The organism is Flavobacterium sp. GP15 (assembly GCF_014281985.1).
Lineage (GTDB): Bacteria > Bacteroidota > Bacteroidia > Flavobacteriales > Flavobacteriaceae > Flavobacterium > Flavobacterium pygoscelis.
The window spans coordinates 186,095-211,064 of record NZ_JACFTC010000004.1; the positions used below are offsets into that span (position 1 = coordinate 186,095).

The 24,970-nt window shown below is 32.3% G+C and carries 18 protein-coding genes and 1 tRNA gene; all 19 read left to right on the plus strand.

Annotation, left to right across the window (positions count from 1 at the left end; translation table 11 throughout):
- Positions 1-39: 39 nt before the first annotated feature.
- The 19 genes from H2650_RS10405 (at position 40) to H2650_RS10495 (ending at position 24,748) form a co-directional block, all read left to right on the plus strand.
- Complete coding sequence (locus tag H2650_RS10405; RefSeq protein WP_188050743.1) at positions 40-1,548, plus strand: sodium:solute symporter; 1,509 nt, start codon at positions 40-42, stop codon at positions 1,546-1,548.
- An 87-nt stretch (positions 1,549-1,635) separates the two neighbouring features.
- Complete coding sequence (locus H2650_RS10410; RefSeq protein ID WP_188050744.1) at positions 1,636-4,635, plus strand: glycoside hydrolase family 3 N-terminal domain-containing protein; 3,000 nt, start codon at positions 1,636-1,638, stop codon at positions 4,633-4,635.
- Between the two features lie 172 nt (positions 4,636-4,807).
- Positions 4,808-6,016 (plus strand): anhydro-N-acetylmuramic acid kinase, encoded by a 1,209-nt coding sequence (locus H2650_RS10415; protein ID WP_188050745.1) that lies wholly within the window; start codon positions 4,808-4,810, stop codon positions 6,014-6,016.
- 28 nt (positions 6,017-6,044) lie between these two features.
- Positions 6,045-7,316 (plus strand): acyltransferase family protein, encoded by a 1,272-nt coding sequence (locus H2650_RS10420; protein WP_188050746.1) that lies wholly within the window; start codon positions 6,045-6,047, stop codon positions 7,314-7,316.
- A 151-nt stretch (positions 7,317-7,467) separates the two neighbouring features.
- Positions 7,468-9,000, plus strand: a complete 1,533-nt coding sequence (locus H2650_RS10425) for a glycoside hydrolase family 10 protein (protein WP_188050747.1) — start codon at positions 7,468-7,470, stop codon at positions 8,998-9,000.
- A gap of 25 nt (positions 9,001-9,025) precedes the next feature.
- Entirely contained in the window at positions 9,026-10,336 is a 1,311-nt protein-coding gene (locus H2650_RS10430; protein ID WP_188050748.1) for an MFS transporter, read from the plus strand.
- 145 nt (positions 10,337-10,481) lie between these two features.
- The gene (locus H2650_RS10435) at positions 10,482-12,092 is read left to right on the plus strand and encodes a glycoside hydrolase family 3 protein (protein ID WP_188050749.1); all 1,611 of its coding nucleotides are present in this window, start codon (positions 10,482-10,484) and stop codon (positions 12,090-12,092) included.
- A 220-nt stretch (positions 12,093-12,312) separates the two neighbouring features.
- Positions 12,313-13,770, plus strand: coding sequence for a Na+/H+ antiporter NhaC (nhaC, locus tag H2650_RS10440; protein ID WP_188050750.1), 1,458 nt, complete (start codon positions 12,313-12,315; stop codon positions 13,768-13,770).
- A gap of 180 nt (positions 13,771-13,950) precedes the next feature.
- Positions 13,951-16,131: a catalase/peroxidase HPI gene (gene katG / locus H2650_RS10445; protein WP_188050751.1), complete on the plus strand. Its 2,181-nt coding sequence runs from the start codon at positions 13,951-13,953 to the stop codon at positions 16,129-16,131.
- Positions 16,132-16,358: 227 nt separating this feature from the next.
- Entirely contained in the window at positions 16,359-16,997 is a 639-nt protein-coding gene (locus H2650_RS10450) for a peroxiredoxin (RefSeq protein ID WP_188050752.1), read from the plus strand.
- 72 nt (positions 16,998-17,069) lie between these two features.
- On the plus strand, positions 17,070-17,378 hold the full coding sequence (locus tag H2650_RS10455) for a co-chaperone YbbN (RefSeq protein WP_188050753.1): 309 nt from the start codon (positions 17,070-17,072) through the stop codon (positions 17,376-17,378).
- A gap of 56 nt (positions 17,379-17,434) precedes the next feature.
- Complete coding sequence (locus H2650_RS10460) at positions 17,435-17,692, plus strand: hypothetical protein (protein WP_188050754.1); 258 nt, start codon at positions 17,435-17,437, stop codon at positions 17,690-17,692.
- Positions 17,693-17,882: 190 nt separating this feature from the next.
- Complete coding sequence (gene tpx, locus H2650_RS10465; protein ID WP_188050755.1) at positions 17,883-18,380, plus strand: thiol peroxidase; 498 nt, start codon at positions 17,883-17,885, stop codon at positions 18,378-18,380.
- A gap of 10 nt (positions 18,381-18,390) precedes the next feature.
- The gene (locus tag H2650_RS10470; protein WP_188050756.1) at positions 18,391-18,765 is read left to right on the plus strand and encodes a diacylglycerol kinase family protein; all 375 of its coding nucleotides are present in this window, start codon (positions 18,391-18,393) and stop codon (positions 18,763-18,765) included.
- A gap of 18 nt (positions 18,766-18,783) precedes the next feature.
- Positions 18,784-21,228 (plus strand): DNA translocase FtsK, encoded by a 2,445-nt coding sequence (locus H2650_RS10475; RefSeq protein ID WP_188050757.1) that lies wholly within the window; start codon positions 18,784-18,786, stop codon positions 21,226-21,228.
- Positions 21,229-21,232: 4 nt separating this feature from the next.
- Positions 21,233-21,910, plus strand: a complete 678-nt coding sequence (locus H2650_RS10480) for an outer membrane lipoprotein carrier protein LolA (protein ID WP_188050878.1) — start codon at positions 21,233-21,235, stop codon at positions 21,908-21,910.
- Positions 21,911-21,918: 8 nt separating this feature from the next.
- A complete protein-coding gene (locus H2650_RS10485) occupies positions 21,919-23,352 on the plus strand; it encodes an LptF/LptG family permease (protein ID WP_188050758.1) in 1,434 nt (477 codons plus the stop codon).
- Positions 23,353-23,360: 8 nt separating this feature from the next.
- Positions 23,361-24,494: a 3,4-dihydroxy-2-butanone-4-phosphate synthase gene (gene ribB, locus H2650_RS10490; protein WP_188050759.1), complete on the plus strand. Its 1,134-nt coding sequence runs from the start codon at positions 23,361-23,363 to the stop codon at positions 24,492-24,494.
- Positions 24,495-24,660: 166 nt separating this feature from the next.
- Positions 24,661-24,748: transfer RNA gene (locus H2650_RS10495), tRNA-Ser, on the plus strand.
- Positions 24,749-24,970 lie beyond the last annotated feature (222 nt).

Sequence of the window (24,970 nt, forward strand, 5' to 3'; positions counted from 1 at the left end):
ATTACGCTCTGTAAATTACCAAACTAACCACCAGATAAAATGACACCAAGCGCCATCCTAATTCTTATTCTTGTTTACTTCGGAGTATTATTTTATATCTCGCATATTGTGAGTCGGAAAGATGATGGAAATGAAGCTTTTTTTACAGCGAATAAAAACTCTAAATGGTATTTAGTAGCTTTTGGAATGATTGGAACGGCTCTTTCTGGGGTAACCTTTATATCAGTTCCTGGCGAAGTTGGTGCGGCCAGTGGGGAACAATTTAAATATTTTCAGTTCATCATAGGAAATGCTATCGGCTTTATAGTAATTACAAAATTATTATTGCCGTTGTATTACAGAATGAACTTAACCTCAATTTATAGCTATATTGAGCAAAGAATGGGTTTTTACAGTTATAAAACTGCTGCATCAATATTCTTAATTAGTAGAACCATTAGCTCTGCTTTTAGATTGTACTTAGTCGTTATTGTGTTGCAGCGTTATGTTTTTGATTACTACGGAATTCCTTTTGCGGTTACCGTTTTAATTTCGCTACTACTTATCTTTTCTTATACATATCGCGGTGGACTAAAAACAATTATTATTACCGATACTTTACAAACATTTTTCTTAGTAACATCGGTTTTCTTGACAATCTATTTTATTTGCGACAGTATGGATTTAAGTGCCATTGGCGCATTTGAAGAAGTAAAAAACAGTAACTATTCAAAAATATTTTTCTTTGATGATTTCTTAGGAAGTAAATTCCATTTTGTAAAACAAATTTTAGGCGGAATGTTTGTCACCATCGCTATGACAGGCTTAGACCAAGATTTAATGCAAAAAAATCTGAGTTGCAAAAATATTGGTGAAGCCCAAAAAAACATGTTCACCTTTACAGGAATATTTGTTCTTATTAATATCTTTTTCTTGAGTGTTGGTGCTTTACTTTATATTTATGCCAATAAAAACGGAATAGCAATACCAACCGATTTAGTTACTGGCAAACCAAGAACCGATTTGCTTTTTCCAGAAATAGCTTTAAATCATCTCTCCATAGTTCCGGCAATCGTGTTTTTACTTGGTATTATTGCAGCTACTTTTGCCACTACAGATTCTGCTTTAACAGCTTTGACAACCTCCTTTTGTGTCGATTTTTTAGGAATGGACAAAGAAGAAAATCAAAAAAAGAAAAATAATGTCCGCATTAGGCATTTAGTTCACATCAGTTTTTCCGCACTAATTTTCTTGGTGATACTTGTTTTTAATTCTATCAATGACAGCTCAGTTGTAGGAATGATATTTAGAGTAGCATCCTATACTTACGGACCATTATTAGGATTATATGCTTTTGGCTTATTTCAGAAAACAAGAAATGTAAACGATAGACTAGTGCCATATATCTGTTTACTCTCTCCCCTATTTACGTACTTAATAAATGAGTATTCCAGAACCTTATTTTCTGGATATGTATTTGACAACGAATTAATAGTACTCAACGGACTGTTGACTTATTTAGGTTTATTAATAACCAGTTCTCATAGTGCAAAAAAAATAAGCTTTTAGCTCTACTAAAGATAAAAATTACTGACTAATGAATTGTGTCCATCAAAAAAAAAATGATGGGTACGCAATTCGCTTAAAATAAACTAAATGAAAAATTACTTTATAAAGATTAGCCTTTACATTGCGTTTCTATTTTTAATTACCAATTGTGCAACTACAAAAAAAGCAACTACAACTGGCCATTTAAAAACGGATTCTTTAATAAACGACACTATGGTTTATAAGGGTTTAAATAAATCAGAAAGAAAAAAATTTTTAAAAGATTCTGATTCTGAAACACGTTGGGTAGATAGCATCTATGATAAATTATCGGTCAAAGAAAAACTTGGTCAACTTTTTATGGTTTCTGCATATTCCAATAAAGATTCTATACATGAAAATAAGGTTAAAGACTTAATAGAGAATTATAAAGTAGGTGGAATTATTTTTTTTCAAGGCGGTCCGGTTCGACAAGCGAAATTAACAAATGAATACCAAGCTAAAGCAAAAGTTCCTCTTTTTATAGGTCTCGATGCCGAATGGGGTTTGAGTATGAGATTAGATTCTACTTATGTTTTCCCTTGGAATATGACCTTAGGAGCCATTCAAGATTTAAATTTAATAGAGAAAGTAGGGATACAAATGGGTGCTGAAGCAAAAAGAATGGGCATCCATTTTAACTTTGGTCCTGTGCTAGACATAAATACCAACCCTAAAAATCCGATTATAGGAAATCGTTCCTTTGGCGAAAGCAAAATTAATGTGGCAAATAAAGGGGTTGCATTAATGAAAGGGGTTCAAAGTCAAGGTGTATTTAGTACTGGGAAACACTTTCCAGGTCATGGCGACACTTCTGCTGACTCGCATTACACGTTGCCATTAGTAACATTTTCAAAAGATAGAATTGATAGCGTAGAATTGTATCCTTATAAAAAAATGTTTGATGAAGGTTTAGTTTCAGTGATGGTGGGACATCTTAATATACCAAGTTTAGAAACTAAAGCTGATTATCCCTCCTCGGCCTCCTATAATATTGTTACGAATTTGTTACAAAATCAATTGGGTTTTGATGGTTTAATTATAACCGATGGTTTAGCGATGAAGGGCGCTACGGATTTTAAAGGTCCAGGCGATCTTGAGTTAGCCGTACTTCTTGCAGGAAATGATATGTTGTTAGGTCCAGAAAATGTTCCTGTTGCAATGACAAAATTAGAATCTTATTATAATGAAGGAATTCTTACCGAAGAACGTCTTGCACATTCTGTCAAAAAAATATTGCGTTACAAATTTAAAGCAGGCTTAAACAATTATAAAGCAATAGAAATTAAAAATCTTATTGCTGATATCAACCCTTCTCAAAATGATGCTTTAAATTACAAATTATACGAAAATGCAATCACCGTCCTAAAAAACAAGAAGGAAATTCTTCCTATCAAAAATTTGAGTCAAAAAATAGCCTATGTAAAATTAGGCGATGATTCTAATAGTACTTTTGTGTCTACACTAAAAAAATATACCGATGTAACCGAAGTTGCAAGTAGCAGTATTGATAGCTTAAACACGGAATTAAAAAAATACGACATTGTAATTATTGGTTTTCATAAAGAAAATAAAACTTGGGCTAAACAAGACTTTACCGAAACAGAAATGCTTTGGCTACAAGAAATTGCAAAGCACAATAAAGTGATTCTAGATGTATTTGCTAAACCTTACACCTTACTTCCTATTTCAGATTTTGATGCTATTGAAGGACTCGTAGTCTCCTACCAAAACTCTGATATAAGTCAAATAGTTTCTGCAGAAGTAGTGTTTGGTGCGGTCGAAGCCAAAGGAAAACTTCCTGTATCGATCAACAAATCTTTCCGTGTAAATGATGGTTTATCGACAACTAAACTAAATCGTTTGGGTTTTACTGCTCCTGAGAATGAAAACTTAAATCCAAAAATTTTAGCTAAAATAGATGGTATCGCACAAAAAGCAATTGATGGCAAAATGACTCCAGGAATGCAAGTTTTAGTTGCTCGAAAAGGAAATGTTATTTTTCAAAAATCATACGGACATCTTACTTATGAAGGCGGAAAAGAAGTAACCAATTCCGATTTATATGATGTAGCTTCACTTTCTAAAATGATTTCGACGCTTCCAAACGTGATGCAATTATACGACCGAAAAAAAGTTACGCTCGATACAGAATTAAAAAAAATGGTGCCAATTTTCGCAAAATCAAATAAAGCAAACATCAATTTCAAAGATTTACTGACCCATTATGCAGGGCTTCAAGCTTGGATTCCGTTTTATAAAGCAACATTGGATAGCAATAATAAACCATTAGAAAAATACTATCATAAAGTTCCAAGCGCTGCATTTTCTACCAAAGTAGCTGACGATCTTTATATTAGAAATGATTATCATGATACGATTATGAAAATCATTACTAACAGTCCTTTATCAGTTAAAAAGGAGTACAAATACAGTGATTTTACCTTCATTATCTTAAAAGAATATTTAGAGCGAAAAACAAAACAACCACTTGAGGTATTGAGTCAAAAAAACTTTTATAGTTCCCTTGGCATGAATTATACTCTTTATAATCCCTTGACAAAATTCAATAAAAATGATATCGCACCATCAGAAATAGATACTTATTTTCGTCATCAAGTGGTGCAAGGATATGTACATGATATGGCCGCAGCAATGGAAGGTGGAGTTGCGGGTCATGCCGGAATTTTCTCGAATGCAATGGATGTGGCTAAAATGATGCAACTTTATTTACAGAAAGGAAACTATGGTAATATTCAATATTTTTCTGCTGCAACATTCGATGCTTTTAATACGTCTTATTACGCCGCTGAAGGTGTAGAACGAGGCTTAGGTTTTGATAAACGAATAGGAAAAGATGGCCCCACTTGTGGTTGTGTATCGAAAGCTAGTTTTGGCCATACTGGTTTTACTGGAGATATTGCTTGGGTAGATCCAGAAACCGAAATTGTTTATATTTTTCTATCCAACAGAACTTATCCTGAAGTTACAGCCGAAGGAAATAAATTAGCAAAAGAAAAAATTAGAGAAGAAATTCAACAAATAATTCAAGATGCGATTATAAAATAGCTTCGTAAAGTCTAAAAATTAAATTGCATGAATTTTTATAATCGGATGTAAAACTTTTAACTTTACCCAATAAGATATCTATTATGAGTTTAAAAAATCAATAAAGCAAAACGTTGATATTCTTTATTTTTTTACATGGTCAAAAAAAGACTTTATTTTTATTACTTAAATTATGAATTCAAATATAGAATCTCTTTATCAAATTGCACAAAAGCCAACACGTACTATTATTGGTTTGATGTCAGGAACTTCATTAGATGGATTAGATGTGGCTTTGTGTGAAATTTCAGCTTCTGGTGAAGAAACAGAAGTAAAATTAATTGAATTTGAAACTGTTGATTATTCCGAAGACATAAAATTGGAAATCAGATCTGTTTTTGCAAAACAAACAATTGATTTTCAAAAACTCGTTTTACTGAATGAATGGATTGGTATTCTACATGCGAATATGATTTTGGAATGTTTAAATAAATGGCAAATTGATGCAGATAAAATCGATTTAATCGCATCCCACGGTCAAACAGTTTTTCATGCTCCTAAGATTTTACACCAACAAGAAAAGTTCCCAAATGCCACATTACAAATTGGAGATGGCGATCATATAGCAGTTAAAACAGGAATTATAACCGTCTCTGATTTTAGACAAAAACATGTCGCCGCGGGCGGCGAAGGCGCACCTTTAGCCGTTTATGGTGATTACTTCCTGTTTTCAAAAAAAGGAGAAAATAGAATTATGCTCAACATGGGCGGAATTTCAAATTTCACTTACTTGCCTACTTCTAGTAATCCAGAAGAGGTTTTTGTAACCGATACAGGAACCGGAAACACCTTGATTGATGCTTTTACAAAACTTCATTTTCCAAATAAATCATTTGATCAAGATGCAGAAATTGCTAAAACGGGTTCGGTAAACGCAGCACTTTTAGAAAGTTTAAAATCACATGATTTTTTTACAAAGTCGTTTCCTAAAACTACAGGTCCAGAACTTTTTAATATAGATTATGTAAAAAAAGCTCAAGCCCAAAGCAACACAACAAACATTTCAATTTCTGATTTATTAGCAACATTAACGCGCTTTAGTGCTGAAACTATTGCCGAGGCTATACATTTTGTAATAAATACCAGTATTTATGATCCTCAAACATTTACTATTTACATGTCTGGTGGCGGTGCACACAATCCATTATTAGTGCAATGGCTTAAAGAATTATTGCCTTGTACTTTTGCAAAAACCGATGATTTAGGAATTTCGGGAGATGCTAAAGAAGCGTTACTATTTGCTATTCTGGCTAATGAAACTGTTTCTGGAGGAAAATCAAATTTTGGAAAACTCAAAGGAATTCCTTCCGTATCGATGGGGAAAATTTCTTTCCCGTATTAAAAAAACTAAAACTAACCAAACTAATACCATGCAAAAAGAACGTTTAATTTCACTTGATGTCTTCAGAGGATTTACCATTTTACTGATGACTATTGTAAATAATCCCGGAAGTTGGTCTCATATTTATCCTCCGTTAGAACATGCCGACTGGAACGGCTGTACCCCTACTGATTTAGTTTTCCCCTTTTTTATTTTCATAATGGGAACAGCAATTCCATTTGCTATGCCTTCAAAACTGTTGGATTATGCCGTTTTTAATAAAATTTTGGTTCGTTCGTTACGCATTTTCTGTTTGGGTTTATTTTTAAATTTCTTTAGTCGAATTGAAGTGTTATCATTAGAAGGCATTCCTTTGTTAATTGCAAGACTGATAATAACATTTGCAGTAGCTTATGCCCTTTTAGGAAACTTCACTTTAAAAATTAAATCGTACTTAGTTTTTCTATTATTAGCAATACTATTATTCTTGGCTTATAGTGGCATTCCGGCTTATGAAGACGTAAGAATTCCAGGAGTTTTACAAAGAATTGGAATTGTTTATTTCTTTAGTTCCCTTTTATATTTAAAAACAAATCTTAAAACACAACTTGTAATAGCATCTATTATCTTGCTGGTTTACTGGGCTCTGATGACCTTAATCCCTGTCCCCGGATTTGGGCCAGCAAATTTAGAAAAAGGGACCAACTTAGCTGCTTGGATAGATAATTTAGTACTCAATGGTCATTTATGGGCTTCCTCTAAAACTTGGGATCCAGAAGGGATTTTAAGTACCTTACCAGCAATAGCCTCGGGAATCTTAGGAATGTATATTGGTCAGATTTTAAATAAACCAATTGAAAAATTAGAAATAGTAAAAAAAACAGCCATTGCCGGAATTATTCTGCTAATTCTAGGACTAATTTGGGGAATTTTTTTTCCAATAAACAAATCATTGTGGAGTAGTTCTTATGTTTTATACACAGCAGGAATTGCCTCTTTGTGCCTAACACTTTTATACTACATCATTGATGTAGCAGATTATAAAAGATGGACTAAATTATTTTTAGTTTGGGGTGTAAATCCAATGATTGTATTTTTCTTTTCTGGAATAATTCCGAGAGCTTTAAGCGCTATCAAAATTGAAAATCCTAATGGAACGAGTGAACCAATTAATCTTCAAAAATTTATATACGATTTTAACATCGTTCCTCTTTTTAGTGATCCTTTAAATGCATCACTATTTTATGCTTTGGGATACGCAGTGTTTTGGAGTTTAATTTTATGGGGATTTTATAAATATAAATTATTCTTTAAAGTATAAATTTAAAAATCATTATTAAACATTTTACACAAGAGCAACTCTAATTTGGCAAAGAAATTGAAGCAGGAAAATAAGTCAAATTATAAAACCTATTTCACTGGTAAATTTCACTAAAAAAACTAATTTTGATTACTTTATAAATAAAAATCTGATGAACAATTACAAGCACATTCTTTTAGTTATTTCCTTTCTTACATGCTCTTTTTCGAAAGGAAATGCACAAGAATTGGTAGCCCATCCCAAAAATGAATTTAGAGCCGTTTGGATTGCAACGGTAGCAAATATAGACTGGCCAAAAACGAGCACAGATAACGTTGCCAAACAAAAAGCCGATTATTTAGAGATTTTAGATACTTATAAGAAATTAAATTATAATGCTGTCATTGTTCAGATTCGTAGTGTAGGCGATGCTTTTTATCCATCAAAATTAGCACCTTGGTCCAAATATTTAACTGGAAAAGAAGGAAAAGCACCCAATCCCTATTTTGATCCATTAGAATGGATGATTACAGAAGCACATCAAAGAGGCTTCGAATTTCATGCTTGGTTAAATCCGTATCGTGCAACAATGAATTTAAAAACGGAAGAATTAAGTCCTGAGCATGATTTTTATAAACATCCAGATTGGATGATTAAATATGCTGGAAAATATTATTATAACCCTGCTCTTCCAGAGGTTCAAAACCATCTAACGGCTGTTGTGGAAGAAGTAGTGGCTAATTATGACATAGATGCTATTCACTTTGATGATTATTTTTATCCGTATAAAGTTCCAGGAGAAAAATTTAACGATGCGGCCTCTTTTATAAAATATGGAGACGGAATGTCCTTAGAAGATTGGAGAAGATCTAACGTAAACGATTTTGTAAGATGCATTGCTATTGCCATAAAAAACAGTAAGCCTTGGGTACAATTCGGAATCAGTCCTTTTGGAGTTTGGCGCAATAAATCTGTAGATCCTAGAGGTTCAGAAACAGAATCTGGTCAAACCAATTATGATGATTTATTTGCAGATCCAATGGCTTGGATGGAATACAGGTGGATTGATTACTTAATACCACAATTGTATTGGAGTATGGATCACCCAAAAGCTTCTTATTCAAAACTCTTACGTTGGTGGTCAGAAAACTCCAAAAATGTAGCCGTTTATATTGGAAACGGAAGTTATAAAATCAACGCAGATTCTGATAAAAGATGGAATAATCCAAAAGAAATTCCAAATCAAATTGACTATGCAAGAAACTATAAAAACATTCAAGGAAATGCTTTCTTTAGCGCTAAATCATTTATAAATAGGAATCAAAGTGTTACAAAATTACTTACAGAAAATCAATATAAATATCCAGCGCTTCCTATAGTGGTACCAAATTCTGTTAAAAAAATGGTCATTGTACCAACACCAACTAATATCGTTACAGATTCTCTATCTACGCGTTTTAATGTGCAATATCCTTTATATAGTAAAGTGCGTTATCTAATGGTTTATAGTGCTCCATCCAGTATAAAAATTGATATTAACGATGCCACTCAAATTAGTAATAAAATAGCTTACAAACAAAATAGTGATACTGTAGAGGTTGTTATTCCTACTAACAAATTTGATAAAAATGCGACTTATGCGATCACATTTATAGACTATTATGGTAATGAAAGTGAACCTACAGAACTGCAATTTGCACAATAAACTTAACTGACTTTAATTTCCCTAGATGAAAACAGATAATAGACCTTGGTATTGGATTCCCGTTTTAAATTTTGCTTCTGGATTTCCCTACGTAATAATCATATCCGTTTCTGTATTAATGTACAAAAACCTGGGAATAAGCAATGAAGACATTGGTTTTTATACTAGTTTACTTTATTTACCTTGGGTAATAAAACCATTATGGAGTCCATTTATAGACTTGTATGGTACTAAAAGAAAATGGTTTTTATTGATGCAATTACTAATTTCGATTGCCTTTTTAATAGTAGGTTTTATTATTCCCACGAGCCAATTTTTCATACTGAGTTTAGCTGTTTTTTGGATGGCTGCATTTGCATCGGCGTCCAATGATGTTGCCAGTGATGGCTTTTACATGTTGGCGTTAGAGAAAGAACAACAATCTTTCTTTTTAGGAATTCGAAGCACGTTTTATCGAGCATCAATGCTAACTGGAAATGGCTTAATTATATTATTAGCAGGTTATTTAGAAAATCGCTTTGGTAATAATGTTCAGGCTTGGTCTTACACGATGATTTTCGTTGGAATTGTAATGTCAGTATTAACGCTTTACAACTTTTTTGCTACGCCAAAAACAGAGCTTCCAATTGCTTTAGGCGAAAAGGAAGAGAAGAATTTTGGAAAAGTATTCAGCAGTTTTTTTAAGAAAAAACAAATCGGATTAATTCTAGCATTTATTCTTGTATTTCGTTTAGGAGAATCGCAATTATTAAAAATGCTAACTCCTTTTTTAGTAGATCCAATAGCAAATGGTGGAATGGGTTTACAGACTGAAGATGTTGGTATTATATATGGAACTTTAGGATTAATTGCACTAACGATTGGTGGGATTTTAGGCGGAATTGCTATTTCTAAAGATGGATTAGGAAAATGGCTCCTTCCTATGATTTTAGTGATGCACTTGCCTATAATAGGATTTGTTTTATTATCACATTTTCAGCCACAAGATGTCATGCACATTGTCATAAATAATTCTTATGCAAACATTGATTATTCAATGAATACTTATACCAGTTTAGTAGTAATAATTGAACAATTTGGTTATGGTTTTGGTTTTGCTGCTTTTATGATGTATTTAATATATGTCGCAGATGGCGAATCTAAAACATCCCACTACTCTATTGCAACTGGATTTATGGCACTCGGTATGATGCTACCGGGAATGATAAGTGGTTATATTCAAGAATATTTAGGATACGGAAATTTCTTTATTTGGGTGTTCCTGGCAACTATACCAGGATTAATATTATCTCGTTTCTTAATTTTTCCAAAGGAATTTGGTAAGAAAACGGTATAAAAGGGTTCCAAAAAAAATCTAAAAAATTCTAATGCAAATTTGTAAAATTTTTACAATGCTGTAACTCGATGCAAAATGAGTAGTAAAATAATAATCTTCGCTAAAAATTTTTAAAATTTTATCTAGCACTACTAAATTAAATACAATGACTTTAGAACAAAAAATAGGACAATTCTTTTTTCCAGCCGTTTTTATAAACGATACCGAAGAAAATATTCAAGAAACAGAAAGGTTAATAAGAGATCATAATATTGGTGGTTTAACTTTTTTTCATAGTAGAGCCAGTGCCGCTACCAATTATGAAACCAAGAAAAAAGTAATTCTAAACGATGACAGTTGCCAGCGTCTGAAAGAACTTATTGTTCGTTATCAAAAATGTGCTCCTACACCACTATTGATGAGTATTGATGCCGAATGGGGATTGGCAATGCGTGTCGAAAAAACACCCCAATATCCTTATGCTATTACTCTTGGTGCATTGCCAAAATCACAATCCCATCTAGTTTACGAAGTTGGAAAGCAGATTGGTTTAGATCTAAAATCAGTTGGTATACATTATAATTTAGCCCCTTTGGCTGATATCAATAATAATCCAAATAACCCCGTAATTGGCTATCGTTCTTTTGGTGAAAACAAAGAAAAGGTAAGTGATTTTGCTTTAGAATATCTTAGAGGAATGAACGATGTGGGTGTTTTAGGATGCCTCAAACATTTTCCTGGACACGGAAATACTAATGTGGACTCTCATTTGGGATTACCCATTTTAAAGGAAAATTTAGAGCAATTATTAGCAAACGAATTAGTTCCATTTATCAAAGGAATCGAGAATAATGTAGATTCGATAATGATAGGTCACTTAGCTGTTCCTGCTTTAAATGAAGGAAAAGACACATCTGCAACTTTATCAAAATCAATTATAGAAACCCTTTTACGCAAACAATTAAATTATGATGGTTTAGTAATTTCTGATGCACTTAATATGCGAAGCGTTTCTGATTTATATGAAAAGAAAGGGCAATTGGAGTGGGAAGCTTTCAATGCTGGAAACGATATCTTGTGCTTTGCAGTAAATGTTAGAGAAGGAATTCAAGAAATTATAAAAAACGCTTCTCCGCAAAGAATTGAAGAAAGCTATAATCGTTTGTGGAAATGTAAAGAAAAAGTAGGCATTTTAAATGAAAATTTTAATTTCATACAAAACTCCACTATCAATTTTGATTTTGATAAAACCTCAGAATTAAATTTAAAAATAGCCCAAAATTGCATTACTAAAATTAAAGATAACCAAAATACAGACCTTGTTTATTCTGCAAAAGCAAACAACAGTTTAGCCAAAATAAGCCTCTATAAAAACTGTGATAATTCATTTTTTAAAAATTTATCTCCCGATTTATCTTCTCCAGAATTTTCTTTTGAAATTGAAAATGAAATTAGCATGACTAATTTAGAAGAAAATCTAAAAGAGTTTGATACGTTAATTATATCCTTGTTTGTACCAAAAGCAAAACCATTAAATAATTTTGACTTAGAAGACTCTATTTTAGAATTTTTAAAAAAAATATTTTTATCTAAAAAATGTATTTTATATGTCTTTGGTAATCCTTATGTTTTACAAGTCATTCCAAACGTAACTTCAGCACTGGGAATTATACAAATGTATCAGGATTTCGAAGAATTTCAACAAGCAGCAGCCAATCAATTACTGTTAAATTCTGAATGCCAAGGAACACTACCTGTGACCATTAGCAATTTATAAAAAAAGAAATTATTTCAAAAAAATAATGGTTTATATAAATGCTATTATTTACAAAACATTAAAATAATGGCATAAATTCAAAAGCTAATAATACTAAATTACATATATAATTTTGGAGTTAAAAAAGAGTCTAAAGTTCATTTAAAATAGGAGTTTTCAAAAATTCACTTTAGGCTCATAGCAACATTTTTATCTATATTGCAAACTTAAACGATATAGAATGGATACCAAAATTAACAGAAATAAAGAATTATCAATTGGAGAAGCTTTAATTCCTGTTGCGGCACTTATTACAATGTTAGGTTTTAATGTTTATGTTTTTGGCGATGAAGCTTTAAGCGGCAGTAACCAATTTGTTTTATTACTAGGGGCTGCAGTAGCTGCAATAGTGGGCTTTTTTAACAAAGTTACTTTTATCAAAATGATGGAAGAAGTAGCCGAAAATATTAAAGCTACCGTTGGCGCTATTTTGATATTATTAATGGTCGGTGCGTTGGCCGGTACTTGGCTTATTAGCGGAATCATTCCCTCAATGATTTATTATGGTTTACAAATCCTAAGTCCAGCAATTTTTTTACCGGCTACTTTAATCATATGTTCTATAATTTCTATAGCAACAGGAAGTTCTTGGACTACTAGTGCTACGGTTGGTATTGCACTAATTGGTGTAGGTGGCGCTTTAGGTTTTGATCTAGGAATGGTAGCAGGGGCAGTAATTTCGGGTGCTTATTTTGGAGATAAATTATCACCAATGTCAGACACAACAAACCTTGCTCCTGCTATGGCCGGAACAGATTTGTTTACGCATATTCGCTATATGGCATTGACAACCATACCAACATATATCCTTACACTTATTTTATTTATTATTCTAGGTTTATCAGTAGATATTAAGGGTGATGTTGATATAGCCAAACTACTAACAGATATTCAAACTTCTTTTACAATCTCACCTTGGCTATTTGCTGTACCTGTAATTGTTATCGGTTTAATTGTTAGAAAAACAGAACCATTAATTGCTTTATTAATAGGTACATTATTAGCTGGCTTTTTTGCTTTATTTTTTCAGCCACAAATCATTAATCAAATCGCAGGAGTAGAACAAATGACTTTTCAATCGGCATATAAAGGAATTATGAATGCTATTACTGCAGAGGTAATTGTACCAACGGAAAATAAAACATTAGAAACACTTTTCACCTCTGGTGGAATGCAAAAAATGCTGGGCACAATTTGGTTAATTCTTTGTGCAATGGTTTTTGGTGGTGTCATGGATGCTATTGGTGCTTTGTCAAGAATTAGTCAATCATTGCTTAAATTAGCGCATACTACTTTTGGTTTATTTGCAGCAACCGTAGGAAGCTGTTTAGCACTAAACATAACGGCATCAGATCAATATTTAGCCATAGTAGTTCCAGGAAAAATGTTCGCAAAAGCTTATAAAAATAAAGGTTTAGCACCAGAAAATTTAAGTCGAACTCTTGAAGATTCAGGAACTGTTTCTTCTGTTTTAATACCTTGGAATACTTGCGGAGCTTATCATGCTGGAACTTTAGGGGTTTCAACTATAGATTATTTGCCTTATGCCTTTTTTAATATTATTAGTCCTTTCATGACTTTAATTTTTGCTGCTTTTAACATCAAAATTAGACAGTTAGTATCAGAAGTAAAAATTTAATTTTAAAATGCTGTATTTCAATTATTTCTTCCAATTTCACAATATTTTGCTCATTTTCTAATATTTTTTAATGATATAACAAAAAACTATGATTTAATAAAAAGTTATAATCATAATCAATTAAAATTATCTATCTTTAGAGTAAATTTGTATTAGAAAATAACGAATAAATAAAAACATATGGAACATTCTAACGAAATTGGCAAGTGTCCTTTTAGTCAAAAAGAAGATACTTCAAAAGACGTAATTACCAATCAACATTGGTGGCCAAAATCATTAAACTTAGACATATTAAGTCAACATGATTCAAAAACAAATCCTTTAGGAAATGACTTCAATTATGCTGAAGAGTTTAAGAAATTAGATTTAGAAGCATTAAAAAATGATCTTAAAAAATCAATGACAGAAAGCCAAGATTGGTGGCCTGCAGATTGGGGTCATTATGGTGGATTGATGATTCGTTTGGCTTGGCACTCTGCTGGAACGTATAGAATTTCCGATGGCCGTGGTGGTAGTGGAACTGGAAATCAACGTTTTGCACCTTTAAATAGTTGGCCTGATAACGGAAACTTAGATAAAGCACGCAGGTTATTATGGCCTATCAAGAAAAAATATGGTAACAAAATATCTTGGGCAGATTTAATCGTTTTAGCCGGAAACATGGCTTACGAATCAATGGGTTTTAAAACCTTTGGATTTGCTGGAGGACGTAAAGACATTTGGAATCCTCAAAAAGAAGTATATTGGGGAGCTGAAAAAGAATGGCTAGCAAAATCAGGAAGTGAAGGCAGCAGGTATTCTGGAGAAAGAGATTTAGAAAATCCTTTAGCAGCTGTAATGATGGGATTGATTTATGTGAACCCAGAAGGAGTCGATGGAGTTCCTGATCCTTTAAAAACGGCACATGATGTTCGCGTTACTTTCGAAAGAATGGCTATGAATGACGAAGAAACTTGTGCATTGACTGCAGGAGGTCATACCGTTGGAAAAGCGCACGGAAACGGGGATGCTTCTAAACTAGGAAAAGAACCAGAAGGCGGAGAAATTCATGATCAAGGTTTTGGTTGGATCAATCCAAGTGGAAATGGTGCTAATACCATAACTAGTGGTTTAGAAGGTTCTTGGACCACAAATCCTACGCGTTGGGACAATGAATATTTTCATTTGCTATTAACTTATGATTGGGAATTGAAAAAAAGTCCAGCTGGTGCTTGGCAATGGGAACCAATTAATATCAAAGAGGAAGACATGCCTGTTGATGCTTATGATCCAACAGTAAAAAGAAATCCTATTATGACGGATGCCGATATGGCGATGAAAATGGATCCGAAATACAGAGTGATATCAGAGCGTTTTCATAAAGATCCTGCCTATTTTAATGATGTTTTTGCTAGAGCTTGGTTTAAATTAACACACCGGGATTTAGGTCCAAAAAATAGATATTTAGGCGCTGATGTTCCTAATGAAGAATTGGTTTGGCAAGATCCAATTCCAACAGTAGATTACACTTTATCAGAAACTGAAATTGAAGAGTTAAAAGTAAAACTACTTAATAGTGGTTTAACAAGAGTAGAATTGATCAATACCGCTTGGGATAGCGCAAGAACTTTTAGAGGTTCTGATTTTAGAGGAGGTGCAAACGGTGCAAGAATTCGTTTAGCTCCTCAAAAAGATTGGATTGCAAATGAACCAGAACGATTACAAAAAGTAATTACAAAATTGACTGAAATTCAATCTGGATTAGCAAAAAAAGTCAGTATCGCTGATTTAATTGTACTTGGCGGAAGCGCAGCTATTGAAAAAGCGGCTCAAGATGGTGGGTTTAATGTAAAAGTTCCTTTTTATGCAGGAAGAGGAGATTCTAGTGACGCACAAACCGATGCAAACTCTTTTGGCGTTTTAGAACCAACCAATGATGCTTTTAGGAACTTCATGAAAAAAGAAAACACTGCTCAACCCGAAGAATTAATGTTGGATAAAGCACAATTATTAGGATTGACCGCTCCAGAAATGACCGTTTTACTTGGCGGAATGCGTGTTCTTGGTACAAACTATAATGGTACCAAAATGGGCGTTTTCACTAATAATGAAGGTGTTTTGACCAATGATTTCTTTGTTAATTTAACGGATATGAACTACAGCTGGAAATCAGTTGGAGAAAATTTATATAATATTGTAGATAGAAAATCTGGAGTAACAAAATGGACTGCTAGTCGTGTAGATTTAGTTTTCGGATCTAATTCTATATTAAGATCTTATGCAGAAGTATATGCGCAAGATGATAATAAAGAAAAATTCGTCCAGGATTTTGTCAAAGTTTGGACAAAAGTGATGAATTTAGATCGTTTTGATTTAAATTAAAATTTAATTTGTTTTGCTTAAAATCCACCATTTATATGGTGGATTTTTTTTTACAAACGGATAATTTACAGAATATAAAATGAAAAAAAAATATTAAAAAGTATCTTTATGACGAATAGGTTTTGCTTATGATTTGATAAGAAAATACCATAAAATTATAGAAATAGCTTGACCTTTTTTTGTACTTTTGTACTACAAAAAATAATAACAATCTAAATTAAAATTATATGTCTTTAGTAGGAAAAAAATTCCCAAGTATTGCAGTAGATGCCATTTCAGAAATGGGTGATAATTTAAAAATTAATATTTTTGAAGAAGCTACAAAAAACAACAAAAAAGTACTTTTGTTTTGGTACCCAAAAGATTTTACTTTTGTTTGCCCAACTGAATTACATGCTTTTCAAGCTGCTTTACCTGAATTTGAAAAAAGAAATACAATCGTAATTGGAGCTTCTTGCGATACGAATGAAGTACACTTTGCTTGGTTAAATACTCCAAAAAACAATGGTGGAATTGAAGGAGTTACTTATCCAATTCTAGCTGACACTAATAGAAATTTATCAAACATTTTAGGAATTCTTGATATTGATTCTACAGAGTATTCTGAAGAAACAGATTCTGTAATTGTTGAAGGATCTAATGTTACTTTTAGAGCTACTTATTTGATTGATGAAACTGGAAAAATTTTCCACGAAAGTGTTAATGATATGCCATTAGGTCGTAACGTAAACGAATACTTACGTATGGTTGACGCTTACACACACATCCAAGAAAAAGGAGAAGTTTGTCCTGCAAACTGGGAAGCTGGTAAAGAAGCAATGAGCGCTGACAGAAAAAGTACAGCTGAATATTTAAGCTTAAACTAAATTAATAACAATGTAATTTGTCATAGCAGTTTTAAATAATGCTATGGCAAATTATTTTTTAAATTCAAAAATATGTTAATCGAATTAACCGAAGATACGTTACAGGATTTAATCTCAAAAAATGAGAAAGTTGTAGTTCAATTTTCTGCCTCTTGGTGCGGAAACTGTAGAATTATGAAACCTAAATTTAAAAAATTAGCCGCTGAAAATGAAGCTATTACTTTTGCTCTAGTAGATGCCGAAAATTTTCCAGAATCTAGAAAACTAGCTAACGTGAGTAATCTGCCAACTTTTGCCACTTTTGTAAATGGTAAATTAGTAAATGAAACTCAGACTAATAAACAAGAAGTACTTATTGATTTAGTGCAAGAGATTATTTAATTTATTTAGCCGTTTTATTCCAAATTAAAATTTAAAAACACAAAATAACTAAAACTATGAAATTACCTGTAATTAAGCATTTAACTCAATTTATAGAAGAAAATGATGAAGATTATATCGTAGAAACTATTGAAGTACTAGAAGCAATGACTGAGATTTCATCACTTAAAGATGAGGAAATGGATGTAATTGGAGAGTTGATTTCAAACATGTATGGTTCTTTAGAAGTGAATAAATTAATAAAATCTGGAGTCGATAAAAAAGAAGCTTTGAATACTTTTATGAAAAGAGTTTTAGGCGCTATAGACAAATAAAATAATTCATACTACCCTATTGAAGAACGTACTCCTAATCAAGTACGTTTTTTTTTGTTTAAGAAATTAAACAGTAAGAATTTATACTACTTACTATTTTAACCCAAAAAAGGGAAACTTTAAACCTAGAATTGAGAACAAAATCTTAAATAATTTTCATACTTTTGAACCTCACAAAAAAATTGACATCATGGCATCAATAACATTAGGAGGAAATCCTATTCACACTTCAGGACAATTACCTGCAGTTGGCACTAAATTGAGTGATTTTAAATTAATTAACACTGATCTTTCTGATGTTTCATTAGGAGATTTTTCAGGAAAGAAAGTAGTCTTAAATATTTTTCCAAGTATTGACACAGGTACCTGTGCAGCATCCGTTAGAAAATTTAACGAAAGTGCTAGCCAATTAGATAACACTACTGTTTTATGCATTTCAAGAGATTTACCATTTGCACAAAAACGTTTTTGTGGCGCAGAAGGACTTGAAAATGTAGTTAACTTATCGGATTTTAAAAATGGTGATTTTGGAAAAAATAACGGTTTAGAAATAACTGACGGACCTTTAGCTGGTTTGCACTCAAGAGCAATTATTGTTTTAGATGAAAAAGGAACAATAATACACACCGAGCAAGTAGCCGAAATTGCTGACGAACCTAATTACGAAGCTGCATTAGCAGTATTATAAAACTTCATTAATGGAATTTCAAAAAGACAATACCTTCATCACAGGTAGAATGAAGAGCATGACCTATGCTTATAAAGGGGCAATAAAACTAATCACAACGGAACACAGTATAATGGTTCAATTTTCCTTAGGAATTTTGATGACCATTGCTGGGTTTTATTTTGGTATTTCAAAAACAGAATGGCTCTTTCAAATTTTTGCTATTGGTTTAGTTTTAAGTGTAGAAGGTTTGAACACTGCTATTGAGAAAATAGCAGATTTTATACATCCTAATTATCACGAAAAAATTGGATTTATTAAGGATATCGCTGCAGGAGCCGTGTTCTTTGCTGCAATGACAGCAATCGCAATTGGTTTAACAATATATGTGCCTCTATTTTTATAGGCTTTAGTACAAAAAAGAATGGCAAAAACAATAAAAACAGCTTCTTCAAACAAGAAAAATGAAACTATTGCGGAGACAAAAGCTCCAATAAAACTTACCAAGCAGCACAAAATTGTTATTGGTTCTTTATTAGTTTTATTTTCTATAGCTTTATTGTTTGCGTTTGTTTCCTTTTTTATTTACGGACAGCAAGATCAAAGTGCCGTTGGCGAATTGACCGACCGTTCTGAGATCGTAGAAAACTGGTTGGGTAAATTTGGCGCTTTTTTAGCCAATTTATTAATATACAAAGGCTTTGGCCTTGCTGCATTTGTATTTGTACGTTTATTTTTTCTTACCGGAATTTATATGGTGCTGGGCATTAGTGTACGAAAATTAAAAAACACTTGGTTTTGGGATTTATTCGTAATTATAATTTTGTCTATATTGTTTGGTTTTTTTGCTACATCAGCACCAGAATTAGGCGGAACAATAGGATATGAATTAAATTTATTTTTACAAGATTACCTCGGTAAAACAGGAACTTTATTAACTTTAATCTTCGGATTAATAATTTACATTATTTTCAAAATAAAGTTATCACCAGAAAGCATACAATCCTTTTTTAATGATACTAAAAAAGAAACAAACCCTACTGTTAATACTGAAATTTCAAATAATAAAAATACAGATTACAATTTAGAAGAGTTTGCTGTTGTTGATGAAGAAGACACTATTCACCTAAAAACTAATGGCACTCAATTTGAAATCAATAAAGAAGCGTTAAAGCCTACTATTAACAACTCATCTGATATAAATAGAGATCCTATTGCAAAACCTCTTGCAATGGAAATTATGCCACCACCATTACCTGAAGTTATGGTTGGTGCAGGCGAATCATTTGTAATTGAAACCGCTCCCGAAGAAGATATAATTGAAGAGAATCTCGCATCAAGATTAGTGGCTGATTTTGGTTTATTTGACCCTACTTTAGATTTATCAAATTATAAATTTCCAACCATTGATTTATTAAAAGAGTATTCAACTGGAGGAATTACAATAAACCAAGAAGAATTAGAAGAAAATAAAAACCGAATTGTAGATACACTTCGAAATTATAAAATTGAAATAGCTCAAATAAAAGCAACCGTAGGACCCTCAGTTACTTTATATGAAATCGTACCAGAAGCCGGAATACGTATTTCTAAAATTAAAAGTTTAGAGGACGATATTGCTTTATCACTTTCGGCATTAGGAATTCGTATCATCGCTCCTATTCCTGGAAAAGGAACGATAGGAATAGAAGTTCCTAATAAGAATCCAACGATGGTTTCTATGAAAAGTGTTATTGGCTCTGCCAAATTTCAAGAAGCTGAAATGGAATTACCAATTGCCCTTGGAAAAACAATTTCTAATGAAACATTTGTAGTTGATTTAGCTAAAATGCCTCACTTATTAATGGCTGGTGCAACTGGTCAAGGAAAATCAGTTGGATTAAATGCGGTTCTTACTTCACTTTTATACAAAAAACATCCAGCAGAAGTTAAATTTGTTTTAGTCGATCCTAAAAAAGTAGAATTGACTCTTTTTAATAAAATAGAAAGACATTATTTAGCGAAACTTCCAGACATGGATGACGCCATTATCACTGATAATGCAAAAGTGGTTAATACATTGAACTCACTTTGTGTAGAAATGGACAATCGCTACACTTTGTTAAAAGATGCAATGGTACGTAACATCAAAGAATACAATGATAAATTTAAAGCAAGAAAACTGAATCCTGAAAATGGACATCGCTTTCTTCCTTATATCGTGTTAGTCGTAGATGAATTTGCCGATTTGATTATGACTGCGGGTAAAGAAGTTGAAGTTCCTATTGCTCGTTTAGCACAACTAGCGCGTGCTATTGGAATTCACTTAATTATTGCAACACAAAGACCATCGGTAAACGTGATTACAGGTTTAATAAAAGCCAACTTCCCTGCTAGAATTGCTTTTAGAGTTACTTCAAAAATTGACTCTCGAACAATTCTTGATACACAGGGAGCAGATCAATTAATTGGTCGTGGAGATATGCTTTACACCAATGGAAATGATGTAGTACGTGTACAATGTGCTTTTATCGATACACCTGAGGTTGAAAAGATAACAGAATTCATTGGTTCACAAAAAGCATATGCAACTGCTTATTTACTTCCAGAATTTATTGGAGAAGATAGTGGCATCAATCTTGATATGGATATATCCGACAGAGATACTTTATTTAGAGAAGCAGCAGAAATTATTGTTAATGCCCAACAAGGATCAGCCTCTTTATTACAAAGAAAACTAAAATTAGGCTACAATAGAGCGGGTAGATTAATTGACCAACTTGAAGCTGCAGGAATTGTTGGCCCATTTGAAGGAAGTAAAGCACGAAGCGTAAATATTCTAGATATGAGTTCTCTTGATCAATTTTTCAATAATGAACAAAATAAATAATACAATGAAAGTAACAAATCAAGATTTTATAAAAAATTTAGGCTCAAAAATTCTTCTTATAACCGCCTTATTCCTTATTGGATTTTCAGGGCAAGCACAAGATAAGAAAGCTAAAGAACTACTAGACCAAGTTGCAGCTAAGGTAAAAAGCTATGATAATATCACCATTGACTTTAAATATTCTTTAAATAATTCTAAAGAAAATATAAACCAAGATAGTAAAGGAAATGTAATTATGAAAGGCAATCAATATGTCTTAAATTTCATGGGCGTTACAAAAATATTTGATGGTAAAAAAACCTATACTATCGTACCAGAAGATGAAGAAGTGACTGTTTCGACGGTAAATGAAAAAGATGACAATGCAATAACACCATCAAAAATGTTGACTTTTTTCAATACGGGATACAAATACAATATGGACATATTGCAAAATGTAAAAGGAAGAAAAATTCAATACATTAAATTAGTTTCTACTAACCCAAAAGACCAGAGAAAAGAGGTGTTATTAGGTATTGATGTGCAGACCAAACACATTTACAATTTAATTGAAGTGGGTAAAAAAGGTACAAAAACAACATTAACGGTTAATTCTTTCAAAACCAATCAACCTTTGTCAAAAAATCAATTTACCTTTGCGGGAAGTAAATATCCAAATTACTACATTAACAAATTAGATTGATGCATTAAGTGAAAATTCTTGACAAATACTTATTAAAAACCTTTCTGACTACATTTGCTACGGTATTTGTAATCCTATTTTTCATATTTATACTTCAAACTGTTTGGTTATTTATATCGGAACTTGCGGGTAAAGATTTAGATTTCTTGATGGTTCTTAAATTTTTGGCTTTTTCGATGCCAAGGATTGTACCATTAGTGTTACCCCTATCTATATTGCTTGCTTCGATCATGACTTTCGGGAATTTAGCTGAAAATTATGAATTTGCTGCAATGAAATCATCTGGAATTTCGCTTCAAAGATCCATGCGAAGTTTAACTGTTTTTATAATCTTATTAAGCATTGTTGCTTTCTTTTTTGCTAATAATGTGATTCCTTTTGCTGAGTATAAATTTATTAATTTCAGGAAAAACATAGCGCAACTCAAGCCTGCATTAGCAATTGCAGAAGGACAATTTAATGATGTTGGTTTTTATAATATCAAAGTAAATAAAAAAAGTGGACCAGAGGGAAATACTCTCACGGGAATCACCATTCATAAAAAATCTCAAATAGGTGACGGCAGTAAAACCGTAATTAAAGCTAAAAATGGTAAATTGATAAGTAGTGAACAGTCTAGCATTCTACAATTGGTGCTTAATGACGGTTATTATTATGAAGATATTGTACCCAAAAAATATGAAGATCGCGATAAAATGCCTTTTGCAAAAAGTTCCTTCAAAAAACAAATTATAAACATTGATTTATCAGAATTAAATAAAGTAGATGTTGATAAGGAATCCGTTTCCAATACCAACACTATGTTAAATATTAGTGAACTTAATTACACATTAGATTCATTAAATAAAAACATAAAAACTGATATTCTCTCTTTTGCTGAAAATAGCAATAGTAAAATTGAATTTCCCAAGAAAAATAAATTTATTGCGACACCTAAGAATAAGCCATTACCTAATGATATTTTATCATTATACACAAATGCTGAAAAAATAGAGGTTTTAAAAATGGCGAATAGCAATATAGCGAATAGCATTTATTCAATAGAAGCATCAAATGCAGAGTTTTTAAACAAACATAAAAACATTAACAATCACCTATTAGCACTTTACGATAAGTTTGTAATTGTTTTTGCTTGCTTTTTAATGTTTTTCATAGGAGCTCCACTAGGTGCAATTATTAGAAAAGGTGGATTAGGACTTCCTATTGTTTTTGCTATTTTGATATTTATAACTTTTCACTTTATAAATACTTTTGGAAAAAGATTAGCACAAGAGAACGGAATGACTCCTTTTATGGGCGCATGGTTATCCTCTCTAATTCTGACTCCATTAGCTATTTTATTGACTTATAGAGCTACTAATGATATAGGTTTAATCAATATGGATGTTATATTAGCTCCATTCCAAAAACTACTAAAAAAACTATTCCCAACACAAAACTAATACCCGAAATGGACTTAAATAAAATACAACTCAACACAATTGAAGAAGCAATTGAAGACATTCGTCAAGGCAAAATAATAATTGTTGTTGATGATGAAGATCGTGAAAATGAAGGTGATTTTTTGGCTGCTGCCGAAAAGGTAACTCCTGAAATGATTAATTTCATGGCTACACACGGACGTGGTTTAATCTGTGCTCCTTTGACAGAAAGCCGTTGTAAAGAATTAGGTCTTCACGTAATGGTTACTAATAATACTGATCCAATGGAAACTGCTTTTACAGTTTCAGTAGATTTAAGAGGAAACGGTGTAACTACTGGAATATCTGCAGCTGACAGAGCAAAAACTGTTTTGTCATTGGTAAATACCGATACAAAACCACATGATTTGGCAAGACCTGGACATATTTTTCCTTTAATTGCAAAACAAGGTGGTGTTTTAAGACGTACAGGGCACACAGAAGCTGCTATTGATTTTGCACGCTTGGCGGGTTTTAAATCAGCAGGAGTAATTGTTGAAATTATGAATGAAGATGGAACTATGGCACGTTTGCCTCAATTGGTAGAAGTCGCTAAAAAGTTTGATTTAAAATTAGTTTCAATTGAAGCTTTGGTTGCCTATCGCATGCAACATGATAGTTTAATTATCAAAAAAGAAGATTTTGATATTGAAACGCGTTTTGGAGCTTTCCGTTTAAGAGCGTATCAGCAAACGACCAATAAACAAATTCATATTGCATTAACAAAAGGGACTTGGAATCTAGGAGAATCTATTTTAACACGCATTAACTCATCTCAAGTAAATAATGATTTATTAGGAACGCTAACAAATAATGCCGACCAGCAGTTAGACGATATGTTCAAAATAATTAATGAGCAAGGCAAAGGAGCAGTTATTTTTATTAATCAAGATATGCAATCTGTAAATTTATTAAATCGTATCACTGAATTAAAAGAATTACAGACAAAGGGTGAAATGAAAGCACCAAAATTAAAAATCGATAATAAAGATTTTGGAATTGGAGCCCAAATTCTACATGATATTGATATTTCAAAGATAAGATTGGTGTCTAATACGAAACAAGAAAAACGCGTTGGAATGATTGGTTATGGTCTTGAAATAACAGAATACGTTAGTTATTAAAAGTTTTTAGTTTCATTTCTGAAATTATTTTCAAAGCTAAAACAAAGGAAATGAAAGGTTTAAAAAATACTTTAAAAAACAGTTGAAATTTTTATTAAAATTGTTTTTGTAAACCGAAAAAGGTGCTTATATTTGCACTCGCAATCAGATAACGAAAGCACATATTGGAGAAATGGCAGAGCGGTCGAATGCGGCAGTCTTGAAAACTGTTGACTGTAACAGGTCCGGGGGTTCGAATCCCTCTTTCTCCGCCACATAGAGTTTCAAAAGAAACTTTAAAAGTCAAAAGCCTTTAAATACTAGTATTTAAAGGCTTTTTTGTTTTCTGTCAAGACTCAAAAGACACATATACTATCAAAGGCTAGTGTCCCTATTAGTGACCCTCTTATTTTTCATTAAAAATAGGGACACTAAAATTCAAGTATTCCCTGGGAATTCCCCGTGAATGCTAGATACTTTCAAAGTTTTTAAATCAA

Excerpts from the sequence above, each read along its gene's own strand:
- H2650_RS10410 (WP_188050744.1), top strand. The coding sequence starts at position 1,636 with ATGAAAAATTACTTTATAAAGATTAGCCTTTACATTGCGTTTCTATTT.
- katG (WP_188050751.1), top strand. The coding sequence starts at position 13,951 with ATGGAACATTCTAACGAAATTGGCAAGTGTCCTTTTAGTCAAAAAGAA.
- H2650_RS10480 (WP_188050878.1), top strand. The coding sequence starts at position 21,233 with ATGAAAGTAACAAATCAAGATTTTATAAAAAATTTAGGCTCAAAAATT.
- H2650_RS10405 (WP_188050743.1), top strand. The coding sequence starts at position 40 with ATGACACCAAGCGCCATCCTAATTCTTATTCTTGTTTACTTCGGAGTA.
- H2650_RS10460 (WP_188050754.1), top strand. The coding sequence starts at position 17,435 with ATGAAATTACCTGTAATTAAGCATTTAACTCAATTTATAGAAGAAAAT.
- H2650_RS10430 (WP_188050748.1), top strand. The coding sequence starts at position 9,026 with ATGAAAACAGATAATAGACCTTGGTATTGGATTCCCGTTTTAAATTTT.
- tpx (WP_188050755.1), top strand. The coding sequence starts at position 17,883 with ATGGCATCAATAACATTAGGAGGAAATCCTATTCACACTTCAGGACAA.
- H2650_RS10420 (WP_188050746.1), top strand. The coding sequence starts at position 6,045 with ATGCAAAAAGAACGTTTAATTTCACTTGATGTCTTCAGAGGATTTACC.
- ribB (WP_188050759.1), top strand. The coding sequence starts at position 23,361 with ATGGACTTAAATAAAATACAACTCAACACAATTGAAGAAGCAATTGAA.
- H2650_RS10455 (WP_188050753.1), top strand. The coding sequence starts at position 17,070 with ATGTTAATCGAATTAACCGAAGATACGTTACAGGATTTAATCTCAAAA.
- H2650_RS10415 (WP_188050745.1), top strand. The coding sequence starts at position 4,808 with ATGAATTCAAATATAGAATCTCTTTATCAAATTGCACAAAAGCCAACA.
- H2650_RS10435 (WP_188050749.1), top strand. The coding sequence starts at position 10,482 with ATGACTTTAGAACAAAAAATAGGACAATTCTTTTTTCCAGCCGTTTTT.
- nhaC (WP_188050750.1), top strand. The coding sequence starts at position 12,313 with ATGGATACCAAAATTAACAGAAATAAAGAATTATCAATTGGAGAAGCT.
- H2650_RS10450 (WP_188050752.1), top strand. The coding sequence starts at position 16,359 with ATGTCTTTAGTAGGAAAAAAATTCCCAAGTATTGCAGTAGATGCCATT.
- H2650_RS10470 (WP_188050756.1), top strand. The coding sequence starts at position 18,391 with ATGGAATTTCAAAAAGACAATACCTTCATCACAGGTAGAATGAAGAGC.
- H2650_RS10475 (WP_188050757.1), top strand. The coding sequence starts at position 18,784 with ATGGCAAAAACAATAAAAACAGCTTCTTCAAACAAGAAAAATGAAACT.
- H2650_RS10425 (WP_188050747.1), top strand. The coding sequence starts at position 7,468 with ATGAACAATTACAAGCACATTCTTTTAGTTATTTCCTTTCTTACATGC.